The following is a 19107-nucleotide window of genomic DNA, read 5'->3' as shown; positions in this document are numbered from 1 at the left end:
CTCCGGCCGGGCCGCGCCCGCGCTCGTCACTGGCCCTCCCAGACCGCCTTCGCGCCGGAGTCGCCGGTACGGACCACGTAGTACACGGCGATGCCGGCGGCCACCACCGACAGCACCTGCAACGCCAGCGTCAGCGCCCGACCGGCGCGCGCGCCTTCGGCGCCGCGCGGCGCGACGAACCAGACCAGCGCCAGCGCCACGACCCCCAGCCCGATCGCGGCGTAGAGGGTGAGGTCGCCGAAATCCTGGTGCGCCTCCAGCTTCGGCACGAACTCGGGCGTGACGCGGTTGGCGGAGCGCATCCGCGCGAAGAACGCGTCGCCGGTGAGCTTCGCCAGCAGGGCGGCGACCGGTGCGCCCACGGCGAGCAGGCCCAGCACCCAGCGCGTGTGCGGCCGGATCGGCGCGACCAGCGCGTACGCGATTGTCAGAAGGGCCAGCAGCGGCACGAACACGACAGCGGCGTGCAGCACGAGAGGGTGAGCGGGGATGCCCAGGAACTCTTCGAACATTCGGCGACTCCTCCGGCCAGAGCGGATCTCGATGATCCAGGCTTGGAGGCTATCGGTACCGACTGAGCGTGCCCAGAGCCAACTGTCAGCTCCGCGACCGCGGGAGACAGTCCTTCTTGTACTTCAGGCCGGAGCCGCACCAGCACGGATCGTTGCGCTCCGGTGGCCAGGGCACCCGCGAGCTGGGTCGCGCCGACACCTCGGCCGCGTAACCGGCGCGGATCGCCGCGTTGGTCGGGCCGCCGTCGTGTCGACCGGCGAACGCGTCCAGGCCGGCCACCGTCGCCCTGAACACGCCCAGCCCGGTCCGGCCGTCAGCCGTCAGCCGTACCAGCTCCTTCTCCAGTCGGGCCCGGTGCGCGTCCCAGTCCGGCCCGTACACGTCGGTCAGCTCGGGGTGCGCGGCGAGCAGACTGTCGAACTCGTCCCGAGGCCAGAGCAGCAGATCGGTATCACCGCCCTGACGCTCCGCCGCGCGGCGGACGAGCTGGTTCTCCAGGCGGTCGGCCAGATCGTCCTGCCGGTCGTGGGTCAGGTTGAGATTCCGGCGTACCCGGTGGCGCTGTTGCAGCAGGAGGAAGAGCACCCCGGGCGCGTCCGGCGGACCGACCTCCGGATCGGCCGTCACTCCGGTCCGGTCACCCAGCAGACTGTCGACCGCCTCGCTCAGCCACGTCTCGGCGATCGCCGAACGGCCTGCCGCGTCCAGCGCCGCGCTGAGGTAGGCGGGCGCGTCGGGCTGAGTGAGCAGCAGCGGCCGCAGCGCGGTCAGCTCCGCCATCGCCTCGTCGTCGCGGTCGCCGGCCTGGAACATCACCCGGGCCCGCAGCGCGCGGACGACGCCGGCCCGGGGATCGTCGGCGGACGGGTACGCCGCGAGCGCCTCGTCCGCGTACCGCATCGCGGCGTCGGGCCGGGCCCGGATCTGGGCGATCTCGGCGGCCAGGGTCAGCGCGTCCCCGGCGTCGTCCGGATCCTCCAGCCGGCCCTGCCGGGCCGCCTCGGCGACGTCGGCGGCGACACCGAGCGGGTCGGCCGTCCCGAGCACCGAACGGCGGAGTTCGGCGAGGTCAGCCTTGGTGAGTACGTCTCTCGTCGGCACGACCTCACGGTACGTCGGCGTGCTTCCGCCCGGCCGAATTATGGCCATCTGCCGTCAACCAGACCTCGATAGCGTCCGGTCGCCAGTTTCTCGACCAGATCGCGCAAAGGCGGAGTTATGGGCACGGTGGATCGCCGTACGTTCCTCAAGGCAATGGGTGTTCCCGCGATCGGTGCGGCGCTCCCGCTGGACCTCAGCAAGGCGCTCGCCATCCCGGCGAACAACCGGACCGGCTCGATCAACGACGTCGAGCACGTGATCATCCTGATGCAGGAGAACCGGTCCTTCGACCACTACTTCGGCACCATGCGCGGCGTACGCGGCTTCGGCGACCCGCATCCGGCGACACTGCCGTCCGGCAAGGACGTGTGGCACCAGCCCAACGGCGCCGACGAGCTGCTGCCCTTCCGCCCCGAGGTGAAGGACCTCGGCCAGACCTTCCTGCCGGACCCGCCGCACGGCTGGAACGACGGGCACGCCGCCTGGAACGACGGTCGGTTCGACGGGTGGGTGCCCAACAAGGGCGTCACGGCGATGACGTACCACACCCGCCAGGATCTGCCCTACCACTACGCGCTCGCCGACGCCTTCACCGTCTGCGACAGCTACCACTGCTCCCTGATCGGCCCGACTGACCCGAACCGCTACCACATGTGGAGCGGCTGGGTCGGCAACGACGGCAAGGGCGGCGGCCCGGTCATCACCAACGCGGAGGCCGGCTACGACTGGTCGACGTACCCGGAGCGGCTGGAGCGCAACGGCATCTCCTGGAAGATCTACCAGGACGTCGGCACCGGCCTCAACGCCGCCGGATCCTGGGGCTGGACGAACGACCCGTACATCGGCAACTACGGCGACAACTCGCTGCTCTACTTCCACCAGTACCAGAACGCGCAGCCCGGAACGCCGCTCGCGGACAAGGCCAAGACGGGCACCGAGATCCGCACCCAGGGCCGCGACCCGGAGGCGCTGCTCGCCGACTTCCGGGCGGACGTGGAGGCGGGACGCCTGCCGCAGGTCTCCTGGATCACCGCTCCCGAGGCGTACACCGAGCACCCGAACTGGGAGCCGGCGTACGGCTCCTGGTACATCTCGCAGGTCATCGACATCCTCGCCGCGAACCCCGAGGTGTGGAGCAAGATGGCGCTCTTCATCACGTACGACGAGGAGGGTGGCTTCTTCGACCACGTGGTGCCGCCGACGCCTGCGCAGACGCGCGAGCACGGGCAGTCGACAGTGCCCACCACCAACGAGATCTTCCCCGGCGACGCCGACCACCCGGCGGGCCCGTACGGCCTGGGCATCCGCGTCCCGATGATCATCGTGTCGCCGTGGACCCGCGGTGGCTACGTCAACTCCCAGGTCTTCGACCACACCTCGCTGATCAAGTTCCTGGAGACGCGGTTCGGGCACGGCCGGCCCGACCTGGTCGAGAAGAACATCACCCCGTGGCGGCGGGCCGTCGTCGGTGACCTGACCACGGCCTTCGACTTCCGGCACCCGAACCGGTCGCGCGAGGTCAAGCTGCCGGACACGGACGACTTCAAGCCCGACGACCTGGTCCGGCACCCCGACGAGGTGCCGGTGCCCCCGGCGAAGGGGCGGCTGCCGAAGCAGGAGCGCGGCGTGCGCCCGGCGCGGCCGATCCCGTACACCCTGCACGCCGACGGCCAGGTCACCGACGGCGCGTTCCGGATCGACTTCCGCAACACCGGTGGGGCTGGCGCGGTCTTCCAGGTCCGCCAGGCGGGCAGCACGGCGGCGCCGCGCAGCTACACCGTCGAGCCGGGCAAGCGCCTCACGGACACCTGGGCGATCGAGTCCTCCTACGACCTGTCGGTGCACGGGCCGAACGGCTTCTACCGCCGGTTCACCGGCGGCCGGTCACAGCTCGACGTCACCGCCGCGTACGACGAGCACGACCACAAGATCGTCCTCACGCTGGGCAACCGGGGCGCGAAGCGGGTCGAGGTGACCGTCCAGGACGGCTACCACTCCCGTCCGGTGACGCTGGCGCTGCGGCCCGGCCAGGCGGAGCGGGCGACGTGGGAGCTCACCCGCACCCACGGCTGGTACGACCTGGCGCTCACCGTCGCGGGTGACGCCGGCTTCGAGCGCCGGTACGCCGGTCACGTCGAGAACGGCAAGGACAGCATCAGCGACCCGGCCCTCGGCGGGCTCGTCTGACCGGCGCCGCGCCACCCGGGTCGTTACCGGCCCGGGTGGCGCGGCGTTTCAGTCGTCGTCGCCGTGCCCGGCGGAGGCGGCCGGGGTGTTGCCCCACACGGCCTTGGCCCCGGAGTCACCCACCCGGTAGACCTGCACCAGGTTCGCGACCGCCACGACCACGGCCAGCACCGCGACCACCACCGCGAGCCCTCTCGGCGTTCGTCGGGAGCCGCCCGGGCGGGTGTCGCGGCGGTGCAGCCAGACCAGCGCGACGGCGGCGATCAGCAGGGGCAGGGCGAACCAGAGCAGCGTGTCACCGAGTTCGGCGTGCTCGCCCGGGTCGCCGACCCGGTGCTCCAGGCTCTCCCCGCTGGAGGTGGCGAGCGGGATCGCGGCCGTCGCCAGCGCGGTGATCAGGACGACGAGAACGCCGTAGCGGCCCCGCCACGACGGTCGGACGGCCAGCGCGACGACACCGAGCGCGGCCAGCGGCAGGAGGACCACCACCGCGTGCACGACGAGTGGGTGCAGCGGCAGTCCGTTGACGGTGTCGGGCACGGGGTCTCCTCGGCGCTCGGGATGTCACTGCCCGTCACCATATTGCCGATTTCTTGCGAAGTTCTTGCGGTATCGAACGTCATCCGACCCAGCGACCGCGTCGGTGGGTCGCTCAGGCTGCCGGCAGCAGCAGCGTGAACGTGGCACCCGCACCTGGAGCGCCGGCCACCGTGATCGACCCCTGGTGCGCGTGCGCGACCTGCTGCACCAGCGCCAGGCCCAGCCCGAACCGGCGGCCCGCCCCGGCCGTGCCGTGCGCGAAGCGCTCGAAGAGCCGGTCCGCCTCGGCCGGGTCGAGGCCCACACCGTCGTCGGTGACCTCGACGGACACCTGACCGGCGTGCCGTCGCACGGTCACGGCGACGTGCCCGCCAGCGGCCACGTGCCCGATCGCGTTGTCCACCAGGGCGGTCGTCGCTCGGCGCAGCGCCGTGCGCGCTCCGCGGACCGGGGTTTCGCCGGAGGCCTCCACGCGCAGCTCGACCGTCCGCTCCCGGGCGTACTCCTGCATGCTCGCGACCACTTCGCGGGCCACCTCGCTCAGATCGACGACCGCGGCCGGTGGTGGCTGATGCTCGGCAGCGGCGGACACCAGCAGGTCCTCGACCACGTCGCCGAGCGCCCGGGTGTCCGCCACGAGCTGGTCGAGCTGGTCGGTGAGTCGCGCCGCCGGCTCCGTCTGGGATCGTCGGGCCAGCACCTGCGCACGGGTGTGCAACACGGTGAGCGGAGTGCGCAATTCGTGCGAGGCGTCGGCGACAAAGCGCCGTTGCAAAGTCAGCGCGGTGGCCAGGGGCGCGACCGCCCGCCGGGCGAGCAGCGCCGCGGCCACCACCGCACCTGTCAGGCCGGCCAGTTCGGCAACCAGCAGCGCGATGCCGAGCTGCCCCTGGCGTTGACGCAGCGGCGCGAGGTCGGCGGCGACGGCCCACCGGCTGCCGTCCGCTCGGTCGGCGACCAACACCCGGACCCGCTGGTCGTCTCCCGCATCCGTGTCGAAGCGCCCCGGCTGCCGTTCCAGCGCATCGCCGAGGACCCGGGTCAGCTCCGGCGAGGCGCTCTCGGTCACCTCGACGGCACCGGAGCCGGCCGCCCGCTGGGCCAGGAACTCGCCGGGCGGCGGGTCGTCGGTGTCCTCGGCCATCGTGAGCACCTGCGCCAGTTCGGTGTTCAGCGCCCGCGATTCCTGCCGACTGGTGAGGACGAACATCAGCGCACCGACCAGCAGCAGCACCACGCCGATCGCCCCGGCGGTCTGCGCCACACTGCGCCGTCGGGCCTGAACCAGTCGGGCCTCGTCCACGCCGTCAGACCGCGCCGATCCGGTAGCCGAGACCGTGCACCGTACGGATCGCCCCCCGACCCAGTTTGCGACGCAGGTGGTGCACGCAGGCGTCGACGCTGCCCGGCGCGGCGGCGTGGTCGAACGCGCTGCTCAGCAGCTCGGCACGCGTGAAGACCTTCGTCGGCCGGCCGGCGAGGGCGCGCAGTACGGCGAACTCGCGGGCGGAGAGCGGAATCTCCTCGTCCTCGTCGAGCACCTGTCGGTTTCCCACGTCCAGCCACCGTCGCCGCCCCAGCGGCAACCGGCCCGCCGCGTCCTGGTGTCGACGGCGCAGTGCCCGCAGTCTGGCCAGCAGTTCAGGAACCTCGAAGGGCTTGACGAGGTAGTCCTCGGCACCCGCGTCGAGCCCTTCCACCCGGTCGTCCAGGGTGCCCCGGGCGGTGAGCAGCAACACCGGGCACGTCACACCCCGCGCCCGCAACCGGGTGACCAACCCCAGCCCGTCCAGCACGGGCAGCCCTCGGTCGACCACCAGCACGTCGTAGTCGCGGGCCAGGGCGCGGTGCAGGCCGCTCTGCCCGTCTCCGGCCACCTCGACCTCGTACCCCTCCTCGGTGAGCAGGTCGGTGAGCAGCGCGCTCAGCGCGCCGTCGTCCTCGACCAGCAGCAGGCGCGGGCGGTCAATCTCCACCCGCCCAGTATTCCCCCTGGCCACGATCCCGCTTGGGAGGCTCAGAACTCCTCGTACACCGCCGGGTCCTGGTCCGCGAGCCGCCCGTCCGGGCGGCCCAGCGCGGTGATGGCCTCGACCTGCGCGTCGCTGAGTGTGATGTCGAAGACGTCCAGGTTCTCGATCTGCCGCTGCGGCGACGCGGCCTTGGGCAGCGGGATCACCTGGCGGGCCACGTGCCAGGCGAGGATGGTCTGCGCCGGGCTGACGCCGTGGGCGTTCGCGATCTCGGTGATGACGGGATGCCGCTGCAGGTCGTTGCCGTGGCCGAGCGGGCTCCAACCCTGCACGAGGATCCCGTGCTCCCGGTGGTAGGCGAGCGCCTCCCGCTGCGGGAAGTACGGATGCACCTCGATCTGGTTGACCACCGGAGCGACCCCGGTCTCGGCCACCAGCCGGTCGATGTGCTCGGGCAGGAAGTTCGACAGACCGATGTGTCTCACCAGCCCGCGCTCCCGTGCCTCGATGAGCGCGCGCCACGCCTGCACGTACCTGTCGACACTGGGGTTCGGCCAGTGGATCAGGTACAGGTCGATCCGGTCGAGGCCGGTGCGGAACACACTCTCCTCGATCGTCGTCAGCGCCTCGTCGAAGCCGTGGTGCCGCCCCGGCAGCTTCGAGGTGACCACCAGTTCACCGCGTACGTCGCCCGCCGCGCGAGCGGCCCGACCCACCGCGCCCTCGTTCTCGTAGTTCACCGCCGAGTCGAGCAACCGGTAGCCCGCCCGGATCGCCTGCCCGATCGCGTCGACACCCGCCGAGCCGTTCAGCCGGTACGTGCCGAGCCCGATCGCCGGCAGTGTGGTGCCGTCGGCGGCCGTCAGGTGCGGAATCGTCATGATCGAAACCCTACCCGCGCGAGCCGCCCGTGGGCCGTGCCTCCCGCCCGGACGATCCCTCAGGCCGACCTGTCACCAGTGGGGGAGTCTCGGATGGCGAGCGCGGCCTGGATGAGGGCGGCGTGGGTCAGCGTCTGGGGGTAGTTGCCGAGGTGGGCGCCCGTCGCGGGGTCCACCTCCTCGGGATAGAGGCCGAGTGGGCTGGCGTAATCAACAACGGCCTGGAACAGCTCGACGGCCTCGCCGCGACGCCCGGTGCGGGCAAGTCCCTGAACGAGCCAGAACGAGCAGGGCAGGAACGCGCCCTCGGTGCCGGGGAGGCCGTCCCGGCCGGGCGGATAGCGGTAGAGCAGCGGACCGCCGGCGGACAGCCGACCCCGGATGGCGTCGATGGTGCCCCGTACCCGGGGTGACCCGGTCCCGTCCAGGCCGAGCAGCGGCAGGACGAGCAGCGCCGCGTCGAGGTCCTGCGACCCGTAGCTGCGGACGTAGCTGCCGGCCGTCGGGTCGAAGCCGCGCGTGCGGACCTCGGCGGCGATGGCGTCTCGGGCCTCCTGCCAGCGTCGACGTTGGCGGTCCGGCAGGCGGTGCGTGTCGGCGATGGCCAGGGCGCGGTCCAGCGCGAGCCAGCCCATGAGCTTGGAATGGACGTGGTGGGCGGGCTCGCGTACCTCCCAGATGCCGGCGTCCGGCTCCTGCCAACGACCGGCGACGACGTCGGCGAAACCGCGCACCGCCCGCCACGTCTCGGGATAGAGGCGGTGCCCGGCCTGGGCGAACGCCCAGGCGGCGTCGATCACCCAGCCGTAGCCGTCGAGCTGGTGTTGGCCGGCGGCGCCGTTGCCGATCCGCACCGGACGGCTGTCGAGGTAGCCGGGCCAACCCACCAGTTCCCGTTCCGCCGGCACGTGCCGGCCGTGCAGGGTGAGCAGCGCCGGCAGGCGTGGCCGTTGCAACCGGCTGGCGTGCAACAGCCACGCGAGGAAACCTCGGGCCTCGTCGGTCTTGCCGACGCTGAGGAAGGCGCTCACGCCGATGCTGGCGTCACGGGGCCAGACGTAGCGGTAGTCCCAGTTGCGTACCCCACCGGGGTCCTCGGGCAGTGACGTGGTGGGCGCCGCCACCGGCGCTCCCGACGGCGAGTAGGTCAACAGCCGCAAGGTGAGCAGGCTTCGTGCGACGTGTTCGCGGAACGGCAGCCGGTCGTCGATCTCCGCCGTCCAGGATCGCCACCGGGCTTCGTCTGCGACGAGCAGTTCCCAGGCGACAGTTGGCTCGACGTGGATCACCGGTTCGCGGTGCGCCACGGCCAGCACGAGGGTGACCGGCCGCCCGGGCCGGACCGTGATCGAGGTGGGCCGACCCGGTTCGATCCGGAACCTGGGCGTGCTGTCCAGCGCGACCGCGAGCGCCCCCCACTCACACACGAGGCCCTGGCGTCGGTGGTGGACCCGGGGCCGGCGGCGCCGTGCGCCAAGGCGGGGATCGAACTCCACCACCGCGTCGACCGCCGACTGCTCGGCCGACAGCCGTCGCACGATCAGTGTCGTGGGCAGCAGACGACCGCTGACCTCGGCCACCATCGCCTCCGTGAGGCGGAGCCGGCCGCCGCCCACCGCCCAGGTCGTCTCCAGGGTGGCGGTGTGCTGCCGGTACCGCCGCTCGACGACAGTGGCCGGCCCGGCCGGGCCGACCCGGAACGTTCCCGCGTCCGGGCCCCCGACCAGCCTGCCGAACAGGGGATCGCCGTCGAAGCGGGGCACACAGAGCCAGTCCATGCCGCCGTCACTCGCGACCAGGGCGGCCGTACGCGTGTCACCCAGCAGGCCGTAGTCGCTGATCGGCGGCTTACCAGTCACGGAGATCGCTCCGGGGTGAGGGTCACCGGGCTTGGAGGAGCAACCCGAGGAAGACCCCGTAGACGACGTGGACGACAGCAGTGACCACGGGGGTCTGGATGCCGTAGTTGACGGCGAACAGACCGGGCGGCTCCAACACCGCCGTGCTGGCCGGCCCCGCCCGCTGCGAGGCCATCCGCGGGTGCACACCGGGAAGCAGCGGCAGAATCACCGTCAGCGCGATCCCGACGTGCACAATCCCGAACAGCGCGCCGATCCACCAGGTGGCCCGGTGCAGCAGCGCGAATGCGGCCGCGTAACCGAGGGCGAAACCCTGACCGGCGCAGAGGTGCAGGAAGAACCCGACGACCCGCGCCCGGTCGGGATCCTCGGTGACGAAGGTCCCGAGCACCAGAGGAAGGTCGAGCCGGGTCAGGCCGGCCAGCTGAGCCGTGATCATCGCCGCGGTGAGCGCCGCGGTGGCCACCAACCCGAACAACGCCCATCCGGCCCAGTCCATCTCAGCAGTCGACGACGTCGCGGGCGTTCTCGGTCATCGGTCCACCCTCCGGCTGAGCAGCGTGAATCCCACGGCCCGGACCGGACACCCGCCCACCGGGTGCCCGGTTTCTCACCATAAGCCACCGGACGTGCCGCGCTGACCTGCTCGCCCAGACGTCCCTTGACGAGTTCGGCGGACGGGATAGTCGATCACGGCCAGGACGGCGGAGGTGGGCCAAACGCGCGACGGCCGGCCCGCACAGCCAGAGTGGCGAGGGCAGCGTTGGCGCCACCACCGATCACCATGCCGATACCGAACGGCGCCACTCGACCGAGAACGATGATGCCCTGCTTGGTTCCGTACTTCGTGATGAAGTTTTTCCCCAGGATCTTGTTGATCTGACGCAGCCTTTCCAGGGGCACCTTGGCGACAATCTGACGTCCCCAGTGTTGCCCCGTACGCTCGGCGACCTTGGTGATGGTGGCGGAGCCGGACCCGCCGAGCATGATTCCCATCACGATCGTTCGACGGCGCTCGATCTCGTCGATGCGGACGCCGTGGACTTCGGCGATCGAGAGCGCGAAGAGGGCGCTCATCTCCAGGGACGAGAGCGCCTCGCCGGCGGACAGTGCCAGTGCGATACCTGTGCCGACGCCGGGCGCCGCCGCTGCTCCTCCCACCGCGGCACCCGTTCCGGTCAGTGCGCTGACGTACATTCGCTCCAGACCCCGGATCACCTCTGCTGGTGTCGCCTCGGGGTTCCGTTGGCGGGCACGGGCGATGTTCTTCTGCACCAGTGGGTTCTGGACGGCGATGGCCTTGTCCAGGAGGTCGAGGACCCGCTGCCCACTTACGGCTTGCTCCGGAACCGGTTCGTCGACGGCGTCTGTTGCCATGCCTTGAACTCCTTGCCTCGTCACGTCTTATGGGGCGAATACGCTTACCGATTGAGGTCGGCGAGCATGCGCTGGTAGGCGATGGGGTGCACGACCGGGACGGCGTACTGCCGGGCCTTCTTGGCCTTGCCGGACATCGAATCGGGGTCGGCAGCCACCAGGAGCCGGGTCTTCTTGGTGACGTTGTCGCCAACCTGCAGCCCCGCAGTCCGAGCGTCCTCTTCCCAAAAGGAGCGTGCTGGCTCCATCGCCCCGGTGAAGACGACTACGTCGCCGGGCTGGAGCCGCCAACCGTTGGTGTGTGGTCGGGCCACGTCGGCGTCACGAGCGGTCTTGAGGGCATGGTCGACGTCGGAGACCTGCAGCCCGAGCAACGAGGCAACCTGGTCCAGATCGTGGCGTTCGGCCGACGTCAGGACGTTGTCCTCCAACGCCACGGCCGCCAGACTCGCCAGGTAGGTGCGGTGCAGGTGGTCGACGTCGACTCGGGCGAGGCCGAGATCTTCGGCCGTGGCGACGAGTGCGTCCGCCTCACTGTCGGAGATGTGCCGGTCAAGCAGTGCCCGGTCGAGCAGGTCCAGGTACGCATCACCCTGCGGTTCGCGGAGCCGCGGAAGCCGGTCCACCAGACGGGCCAGGAAGTGCTCTTCCCGGTGCCCCAGTTCTCGGCGCGGCACCGGCACCACTGCTTCGGCAGCCAAGGGCGGCCAGGGGGCAGCCGCAGCGGCGTCGATGACGGACGTCCACGGCGGTGGCGTGCCCGCGTCCCGCAGGTAGCGGGCCAGAAGCTGCGCGGCTGCGCGCGCGTCGTGCAGAGCGGAGTGTGCCTGGTGCGGTGGCATTCCCGCCGCACGGCAGCAGTCGTGCAGGCTGCGGCCGGCCGACGGGAGGAAGTGCGCGGCCAGCCGCATCGTGCACAAGCCCTCGCCGGGGCTGATCGGCGGTTCAATCTGCAGCCGGCGGTACTCGGCGAGGAGGAAAGCGGCGTCGAAATGCAGGTTGTGGGCGACCAGCACCCTCCCGCGAAGGAGACCGGCGAGGTGACCTGCGAGCCGGCTGAACTGCGGTGCGCGCCGTGCCTCGGCGGCCGAGATGCCGTGGATGAGTTGCGGGCCGAGATCCCGGTCGGGGTTGACCAGGCTGCACCACTCGTGGGTCAGCTGCCCGGCGTCGTCGAGATGGATGACGGCGACCCGACCACGCGGTCGTGCCAACTGGTGCGCAGGCCTGTCGTCTCCAGGTCGATAACTGCGTACACGTCGAGTCGACTCCTTAGATCGTGGCCGGAGCGGAGTTGTCGGCGGCCGCGCGCAGCCAGGCCAGCCACCGGGAAGGCAACGGCTGCGGCTCGCCCAGAGCACGCAGGTACCGTCGGCGATACCGCGCCTGCTCGGTGTCCTGCCAGAGCTGAGCGGTCATGGCGACAGCCGATGTCAGGGCCAGCGCCGTCCCCGCGACCGGCGATGCGGCGCGGGGCTGCACGGCGAGCCGGACCGCCAGATCCTCGTGATCCGGCACTTCGGCGTGCCAAGCGAGTGGGGCGAGCTTCGACGTGGACACCGCACGCTGCCGGTCGACCGCCTCGGCGTAGGCGGACCGGTGCTCAGTGATCTCCGTGAGGAGTTCAGGAACCGCTAGCACGTACCCCCGCAGCGTGCTGATCAGTTCCTGTGGCAGTACGTCGGCGAGCCGGTCCAGGATCGCGACCGGCGTTTCCCGGTCCCACCCCACCAGGCAACGCCCCTGCACCATCCGCATGATTCGAGTGAGCTGTTCGTCCTGCGTGACTTCATCGAGGCGTACCACCCACGCCCCGCCGGCGCGTCCGGTCGGGCTGAGCCGCCACACAGCAAGGGACTCGGCGCCGTCCGTGCCGGGGCCGACGGCGAGGACGGCGTGACCGCGCGCACCGGGCACGTAGTCAACGGGTATGGAGAGTTCGCTCTCTGCTTCCTCGGGTGCTGCCATTCGGCATCCTCCATGATCGACGACGGGAGCATCACAGTAGGTGTCAACGTGGTCACATCGGCTCAACCGGAGCGGCATCTCATCGCGCGCACCGTCCAGACGCAAATGTCTGAACAGATCACGCGTGCGGTGCGAGCGGGTCAGGACGTCGCGGTAGGCGGGTGCTGTGCCCATGGGGTCAGTTCGTGGTGCTGGCGGTCGGCTGGAGGTGCGCGAGCAGGGTGCTCACCTCGGTGTGCAGGCGGCGCAGCTCCGCCGCCGTCGGGGCCAGCTCATAGCAGTGGTGGTGCGTGGCGGTAGATAACGTCGCCCAGGCGAACGCCACCCGGCGAGCGGTTTCGGCACCCGGGCCGAGCCGGCCACGCAGCATCAACTGCTTCGCACGGCCCTGCCGGCACACCGCCACGGCCGGCTCGACCCGCTGCCAGTAGCTGTCGATGCCGCCTTCCAGGGCGAGCCGGATCAGGCAGGCACAGGCCCGCGGCCACCAACCGGCGCCCACCGCGGCAGTACCGAGCAGACCGGACCCGCGCAGCAACTGGTCGGCCGCCGCCAGGCAGCGCTGTGGCGTCGGCGCGGTCACGACAACGCCGCCGCGAGGAGGCGGGCGTCCGCGACCAGGCCGGGCAGGTCCGCCAGGTACGCGCCGTGCACACCTTCCCGACACGCCTGGTACGCGTTCACGGCCCGTCGTCCGTGCCGGCGACCGAGCCAGCCGAGCACGTCTCCACCCTTCTCGGCGTCGTCGAACGCCGCCAGGGCGACGGTGGTGGCGACCCGCCGGGACGCGTCCTCGATGGCCGCCTCGATATCGGCGTGCCGGACGCCCCGCGCGACCCGGGTCCGCCAGACCGCCCGGTGGCACGCCGCCTCCACCGCCGAGCGGCACAGCTCCGCGACCACTGGACCGCGTACCTCCGCGCTGATCTCCTCGTTGCGCGCCAACGCATGCGCGTCGTCCAGGTATCGGGTCACCGGATCGGAGCCGGACCGCAGCGTCACCACCGATTTCTCCGCCCGAGTCACCTCGACGATGCGGGCGTCGCCGAGGCCGAGTCGGGTGACCGCGTCGGGCAGGCGGGTGTCGTGAGTGAAGACCACCACCTGCCGCTGCTCGGCCAGCTCGGCGAGCACCCGGGCGAGACCGTCCACCTTCGACGGGTCCATGCTCTGCACGGGATCGTCGACCACGATGAACCGGAACGGGCTCTCCGGGGCACAGCTACGCGGCAGGAACGTCGCCAACCCGAGTGCCTGCATCTCACCCTGACTCATCACGCCCAACGCCGTGCCGTTGTCGGCGCCGTCCACGCTGACCGGGAAGACCACCCGCCGACGGGTGTTCACCCCTTCCAGCGTCATCGCACCCAACTCGACGTTGCTCTCCTGCCGCAGCTGCGCCCAGATCCGCTGCGAGTGCCCGGCGAACGGCGCGACCCGCTCGTTGCGGATCGCCGTACCGGCGTCCTTCAGCCAGGCGCGCGCGGCCTTCAACCGGGCAAGGGCCGCCTCCCGCGCCGTAAGCCCGTCGGCGGCGGCCACCCACTCACGCACGTCAGCCGCCGCGGCCCGCCATCCGGTGTCGCGCTGCCGCAGGAACCCCTCGGCGTACGCGCGGGCCGCGTCCGCCGCCGCCACCACCGCCGGGTACCGCGCGACCAGTTGGTCGGCCAGGTCAGCAGGCTTCCCGGGTACGCGCCGAAGCGCCGCCACGGCGTCCCGCAGCGCCCCGACCGCCGCCTCCGAACCCGGCCCCTCGGGCACCGCGAGGTCGTCGATCAGGTGGTGCGCCTGCCGCAGCAGAGCGGTGAGCCGAGTTGACGCCGCCTGGGCGGCGACGCTGCGCTGCCGCAGCTCGGTCAGCGACTGCGCGGCGGTGGCACGCCACCCACCGTCGAGGGTGCCGGTGGCGCACACCGGACACGACCCGTCGCCCTCGTCCTCGTGGTGTTCGAGGGCGAGGCGGAGCAGCTCGGCGGTGCGCAGCGCGGCCCGCGACCGGCCACCGTCATACCGCACAGCCTCATTCGCCGCCTCCCGCAGCTGACCGGCCAGCCGAATCACCTCGTCGACCGGTGGCGGGGCGAGGTCGGCGAGTTCCCGGCAGAGCAGCACCTCCCGGTCGGTGGTCGCCTCGTCCGGCTCGTCGAGGATCGGCGTCACCGCGCCCAGGTCGACAGCTCCCCGCCCGCGCAGCAGTGCCGCGGTCCGTCGGGCCCGGTCGTCGGCGATGTCAGTAAGCGCGTTGGCCAGGGCGGCACGCTGTCCGCGTACCTCCTTGATAGTGGTGTCGTGCGGCCGGGCGGCGCGCAGCAGACGCTGGTCGGCGTCGGTGAGCGCGTCCAGGCCGAGGATCGCGAAGAGCGCGTCGAAGAGCTGGCTCTGCGTGCCAGCGGCGAGCTTGCCCAGCTCGGCGGCGGTGAGGAACGGCCGGTACAGCTCCAGTGGGCGGGCAAGGCCCAGCTCGGACAGGCCCTCGTGCCGACCCTGGGCGCTGGTGACTGTCACCTCGGCGTCGGCCAGCTCGGCCCTGACCGGCCAGGCGCGGTGCACCCGCGTCGGCGTGGCCACCCCGTCGACGCGCAGCTCGACGTCGACCCAGCACGGGTCGGGGCTGTGCAGGTTGCGCCATCCCGTACGCCAGACGCTGGTCTTGTCGGCCCACCGGGCGCTGTCACCGGTGAGGGCTAGTTCGACGGCCTCGGCGAAGCTGGACTTGCCGGAGCCGTTGCGGCCCACGACCAAAGTGAGGCCCGGGCCCGGGTCGACCGGGAGGGTCCGCTCCGGGCCGACGCCGCGGAACCCGGCGACGGTCACCGACTTCAGCCAGATGCGCTCCGGTGGACCCTCACCGGTGGGGGAGCGCGGGTCGAGCCGGATGGGCGTGCCGGCGAGGGCTGCGGTCAGGTCGTCCTCGGCCTGGAGCGCGGCGAGGACCAGCTCGGCGGTCTCGGTCGGCACGTCGTCGGCGGCGAGCCGGTCGAAGATCAGCTCGATCAGGGGTGTGGTGGGCTGCTGCGGCTGGGTCATGGTCGTCTCCAGGCGTGTGGTGTCCGCAGGCCGACGACTCGTCGGCCCGCCCGGGGTGAGCGGTGGAAGTGGGCCGGCGACTGCCGGCGAAATGCGGAGCGCTTGCTGCTTCGGACCTCTACAGCTCGGCTACATCGGTCACGACGGCGGAGAGCTTGTCGGTGGAACGCTTGGTGCCGCCGTCCTCCTCCTGCTGCATTGAGGCGGTATCACCGGTGACCTCAAAGGTGTTCACCATCGGGTCGTCGCCGCCGCGTACCTCGTAGGTGACCTCGTACGTCTTCGACGGATCCAGACCGGCGCCGGTGTAGGTGACGTCGATCCGGTAGGTGATATTGCACCCGGCGCTGCCGAAGCACTTCTTCTTGAGGATCTTGACGCCGAGCTTGAAGTCCTTCTTCGTCGGCGAGTCGTAGGCAGCGGTAGTGGGGGCGGCGGCCGTGGTCGGGGCCACGGTGGAGGGCGCGAGGGTCGCGGGCGCGGCCGTGCTGGGACGCGCTCCTGCCGAGGCGCTCGCCTGAGCGACCGGCTCGGCATCATCCCCGGACAGGGCAGCGATCCCGACGCCGCCGCAGAGGGCGATGACGAGAGCCAGCCCACCGACGACGTAGGCGCGAGTCCGGGCGTGTCGGGTCGGCGTGGTGTCGTCGGTCATCCTGTCCTCCGACGGTACTGCCGTCGATGCCGCGGAAGCCGGAGCAGCCGGCTGGTCGGGCGGCTCGGGGGTGGTCGGATCGATCATGGCGAGGCTCCTTCTGTGAACAGGCAGGCCGTGAACAGCCGGGGCGGGCGGTGGTTGCCCGCCCCGGGGTGGGGGAGAGGTCAGCCGAGGGTGACGTCGACGCCGCCGGAGAACATCGAGTCGTGCAGCTCGAGCTTGGTGAGCTTGACGTTCTTGGGGATGTCGAAGGCGACGACGCCGGTCACCTGGTTGCCGGGGTTGATGTCGTTGAGGAACGTCTCGGCGTTCTTGTTCGCGTAGATCGCGGCACCGGTGTCGGCGGAGTACTCGGTGCCGTCGGCCGCGTACGCCTTCTGGCTGCTTCCGTCGAACATCTGCGCTTCCTTGCCGATGTTCTTCACGTTGACCGTGACCAGGCAGAACTGGCCCTGCGCCTTCGCGCCGAGCACGTCGCTGCCGATCTTGGCCACGCCGCACTTGGACGACTTGACCGTGAACTCGAACTTCCCGTCGCGGGCCGGCTGGCCGATCTTCGCGGTCTTCGCCGGCTTCTCCTCGGCCTTGGCGCCGCCTCCGTCGCTGGTGGAGCCGCTCGCCTTGTCGTCGCCGCTGGAGTTGCCCGCCTTGTCAGCGGCGCCGGAGCCGCAGCCCAGGGCGATGAGGCCGGTGGCGATCAGAGCGAGAGTCGTGGTCTTGCGCATCGTTGTCCTCCTGATGTGAACGTTGCGGCGTCAATAAGAGCATCGTCCGAGAACGGTGTCAACAGACAATCTCGTACTTGACATGCGTGCGAGACTTTCGAGGTGCAGGAGAACCCGACCATCACGGCAGCGGAGATCGCCCGGCTCGCCGGCGTCGGTCGCGCTGCGGTCAGCAACTGGCGTAAGCGGCATCCCGACTTCCCCGCCCCGGTGGGCGGGACGACGGCGAGCCCCGAGTTCGACCTGATCCAGGTCGAGCAGTGGCTACGCACCCAGGGCAAACTCCCGGAGCTGGCCACAGCCGACCGGCTCTGGCGACACCTCGCCGCAGCCAGCGACTCCCCGGCCGCCGGTCTCGCGGCGGTCGGCGCCTTCCTGCTGGCCCGACAGCGCGGCTCCCGCAGCGGCCACCCCGACGCGCAGCTAGCACCGCTACTGCCCGATGTCGACGCACTCGCCGACGAGCTGGGCCCGCAGGGTGCGTTCGACGAGCTGTGGCAGCGGTTTTCCGCACCAGGGCCCGGCCGCCCTTTCGCCACCCCTGACGACCTCGCCGACCTGATGATCGGGCTCGCCAACGTCGGCGGCGGCTCAGTGCTCGACCCGGCCGCCGGCTCCGGCGCCATCCTCCGGGCCGCCATCCGCGCCGGCAGCACCTCCGTCTACGGGCAGGAACTCGACCAGGACCTGGCCCGACTCGCCGGACTGTGGCTGGCCCTGCTCGACGTACCCGGGGAGGTCTGCGCCGGCGACTCACTGCGCACCGACGCCTTCGCCGGCCGCGCCGTCGATGCCGTCGTCTGCCACCCACCGTTCGGTGCCACGAACTGGGGCGACGACGAACTCGGACACGATCCCCGCTGGATCGTCGGCACCACACCCCGCACCGAACCTGAGCTGGCCTGGGTACAACACGCCCTAGCCCACCTGCGGGCCGACGGACACGCCGTCCTGCTGATGCCACCCACCGTCGCCAGCAGGCGTGCCGGCAAACGGATCCGCGGCGAACTGCTGCGCCGCGGCCATCTCCGCGCCGTCATCGCGCTCCCGCCGGGGGTGGCGGCGCCGCATGGCGTACCCCTGCATCTGTGGGTGCTGCGACGCGCCGCGACGGACGCGCCGCCACCGGCGCGGGCGCTGCTGATCGACGCCGCAGGCGGCGATCTGACCGACACCGCGCCGCGCGTGCTGGCCGCGTGGCGGGCCTTCGCCGCCGCCCCCGACGGCGACGTCGAGGAGGCCGGGTTCGCCCGCGCGGTCCCGGTCATCGAGCTGCTCGACGAGGAGGTCGACCTCACCCCCGCGCGTCGCCAACCGGCCGTCGTGGGCGAGGCTTCCGGCGAGCATCTGTTACGCACCAGAGAGCGGCTGGCCGCCATCGTCGGAGAGCTGCCGGCGCTGCTACCGCAGGTCACGCCGGCGCCCGACGGGCCGGAGGGCCTTTTCCTCACGGTCGGGGAGCTAGCGAAGAGCGGGGCACTGCAACTCATCGGCCCGGTTCGCGCCGGCACGTCCACACCCGCACCCGACGGGCCACCAGTGCTTACCGTTCAGGACGTGCTCGCAGGGGTGGCGGCGTCCGGGCGGGTCGACGACCGCTTCGGGCAGGAGATCCCCCTCGTTGTGGGGGACGTGGTGGTGCCGGTGATCGCGCGGCAGCTCATCCCTCGGGTGATCACCGAAGAGGGGGCGTTGTCGGGGCGCAACCTCTACCTGTTGCGACCCAACCCGGCCGCGCTGGATCCGTGGTTTCTGGCTGGCCAGCTGCGCACGTCGGCGAACGAGAAGCAGTCTTCGAGTCTCTCGGGGACGATGCGGTTCGACATTCGACGGGCGCAGGTGCGGCGACTGCCGCTCGACGAGCAACGCGCGCACGGGGACGCATTCCGCCGCTTGGACGCCATGGAGTCGGCTATCCGACAAGCGGCAGAGATCGGGGACGCGTTGGTGAAGCTCATGGTGGACGGACTCGCCCGCGGGCTCCTGCAGCCCTGATCATTACTGCCGCGGGCGCAGCTTCTGGCCGAATCCGATGAGCCGCCAGTATCGACTCCGAACGACAAATGGCTGCTCAGGCCAGATCTGCGCCTCGGCGTGGCAGTCGATGATCTACCGATAGCAGCATAGATCGAGTGAGATGCGGCCCAAGTGGACGGCTTGGGCGCGTTGTCAAGCCCTCAACTATCGGTTGATCATTTCCGCCGACTGGAGGATTTTCCGCTGGCCACGGCCAGCGATACTCCACGGACGGCATCGCAACGAACCTTCGCATTCACGTATCGGGGCGAGTCCTTC

General features: G+C 71.2%; 17 protein-coding genes. 2 read left to right on the top strand and 15 right to left on the bottom strand.

The window, feature by feature from the left end:
* Nucleotides 1–26 precede the first annotated feature (26 nt).
* Both AB0B97_RS10685 and AB0B97_RS10680 read right to left on the bottom strand, forming a co-directional pair.
* Nucleotides 27–512, bottom strand: a complete 486-nt coding sequence (locus AB0B97_RS10685) for a DUF2231 domain-containing protein (protein WP_357492524.1) — start codon at nt 510–512, stop codon at nt 27–29.
* A gap of 85 nt (nt 513–597) precedes the next feature.
* The gene (locus AB0B97_RS10680; protein ID WP_357492522.1) at nt 598–1614 is read right to left on the bottom strand and encodes an SEC-C metal-binding domain-containing protein; all 1017 of its coding nucleotides are present in this window, start codon (nt 1612–1614) and stop codon (nt 598–600) included.
* Nucleotides 1615–1731: 117 nt separating this feature from the next.
* On the opposite strand from AB0B97_RS10680, the gene AB0B97_RS10675 reads away from it, so the two are divergent.
* Nucleotides 1732–3801: a phosphocholine-specific phospholipase C gene (locus AB0B97_RS10675; protein ID WP_357492520.1), complete on the top strand. Its 2070-nt coding sequence runs from the start codon at nt 1732–1734 to the stop codon at nt 3799–3801.
* Nucleotides 3802–3849: 48 nt separating this feature from the next.
* On the opposite strand, the gene AB0B97_RS10670 is transcribed toward AB0B97_RS10675, so the two are convergent.
* From AB0B97_RS10670 to AB0B97_RS10610, 13 genes are all read right to left on the bottom strand, one after another.
* Nucleotides 3850–4341, bottom strand: a complete 492-nt coding sequence (locus tag AB0B97_RS10670; protein ID WP_357492518.1) for a DUF2231 domain-containing protein — start codon at nt 4339–4341, stop codon at nt 3850–3852.
* Between the two features lie 112 nt (nt 4342–4453).
* A complete protein-coding gene (locus AB0B97_RS10665; RefSeq protein WP_357492516.1) occupies nt 4454–5644 on the bottom strand; it encodes a HAMP domain-containing sensor histidine kinase in 1191 nt (396 codons plus the stop codon).
* Between the two features lie 4 nt (nt 5645–5648).
* On the bottom strand, nt 5649–6317 hold the full coding sequence (locus AB0B97_RS10660) for a response regulator transcription factor (RefSeq protein WP_357492514.1): 669 nt from the start codon (nt 6315–6317) through the stop codon (nt 5649–5651).
* 41 nt (nt 6318–6358) lie between these two features.
* Nucleotides 6359–7195, bottom strand: a complete 837-nt coding sequence (locus AB0B97_RS10655; protein WP_357492512.1) for an aldo/keto reductase — start codon at nt 7193–7195, stop codon at nt 6359–6361.
* Nucleotides 7196–7254: 59 nt separating this feature from the next.
* Nucleotides 7255–9054: a glycoside hydrolase family 15 protein gene (locus tag AB0B97_RS10650; protein WP_357492510.1), complete on the bottom strand. Its 1800-nt coding sequence runs from the start codon at nt 9052–9054 to the stop codon at nt 7255–7257.
* 22 nt (nt 9055–9076) lie between these two features.
* Nucleotides 9077–9553 (bottom strand): hypothetical protein, encoded by a 477-nt coding sequence (locus tag AB0B97_RS10645; protein WP_357492508.1) that lies wholly within the window; start codon nt 9551–9553, stop codon nt 9077–9079.
* A gap of 191 nt (nt 9554–9744) precedes the next feature.
* Complete coding sequence (locus AB0B97_RS10640; RefSeq protein WP_357492506.1) at nt 9745–10431, bottom strand: hypothetical protein; 687 nt, start codon at nt 10429–10431, stop codon at nt 9745–9747.
* Nucleotides 10432–10475: 44 nt separating this feature from the next.
* Nucleotides 10476–11645: an exonuclease domain-containing protein gene (locus AB0B97_RS10635; protein WP_357492504.1), complete on the bottom strand. Its 1170-nt coding sequence runs from the start codon at nt 11643–11645 to the stop codon at nt 10476–10478.
* Nucleotides 11646–11703: 58 nt separating this feature from the next.
* Nucleotides 11704–12573 (bottom strand): DUF6218 family protein, encoded by an 870-nt coding sequence (locus AB0B97_RS10630; protein WP_357492502.1) that lies wholly within the window; start codon nt 12571–12573, stop codon nt 11704–11706.
* Between the two features lie 4 nt (nt 12574–12577).
* Nucleotides 12578–12982, bottom strand: coding sequence for a hypothetical protein (locus AB0B97_RS10625; protein WP_357492500.1), 405 nt, complete (start codon nt 12980–12982; stop codon nt 12578–12580).
* Nucleotides 12979–15429 carry an AAA family ATPase gene (locus AB0B97_RS10620; RefSeq protein ID WP_357492498.1) on the bottom strand — a complete coding sequence of 817 codons (2451 nt, stop codon included), beginning with the start codon at nt 15427–15429 and terminating at the stop codon, nt 12979–12981. The genes AB0B97_RS10625 and AB0B97_RS10620 overlap by 4 nt, the downstream gene beginning before the upstream one ends.
* 118 nt (nt 15430–15547) lie before the next feature.
* On the bottom strand, nt 15548–16084 hold the full coding sequence (locus AB0B97_RS10615) for a hypothetical protein (protein ID WP_357492496.1): 537 nt from the start codon (nt 16082–16084) through the stop codon (nt 15548–15550).
* 167 nt (nt 16085–16251) lie between these two features.
* Nucleotides 16252–16812: a DUF4352 domain-containing protein gene (locus AB0B97_RS10610; RefSeq protein WP_357492494.1), complete on the bottom strand. Its 561-nt coding sequence runs from the start codon at nt 16810–16812 to the stop codon at nt 16252–16254.
* Nucleotides 16813–16914: 102 nt separating this feature from the next.
* Between AB0B97_RS10610 and AB0B97_RS10605 the strand changes: the two genes are divergently transcribed.
* Nucleotides 16915–18807, top strand: a complete 1893-nt coding sequence (locus AB0B97_RS10605; RefSeq protein ID WP_357492493.1) for an N-6 DNA methylase — start codon at nt 16915–16917, stop codon at nt 18805–18807.
* Nucleotides 18808–19107 lie beyond the last annotated feature (300 nt).

It is taken from the genome of Micromonospora sp. NPDC049004 (assembly GCF_040649315.1).
In the GTDB taxonomy this organism is placed as follows: domain Bacteria; phylum Actinomycetota; class Actinomycetes; order Mycobacteriales; family Micromonosporaceae; genus Micromonospora.
Note: the sequence above shows the minus strand (reverse complement) of the source record. Positions and strands in the feature narration are given on the sequence as shown.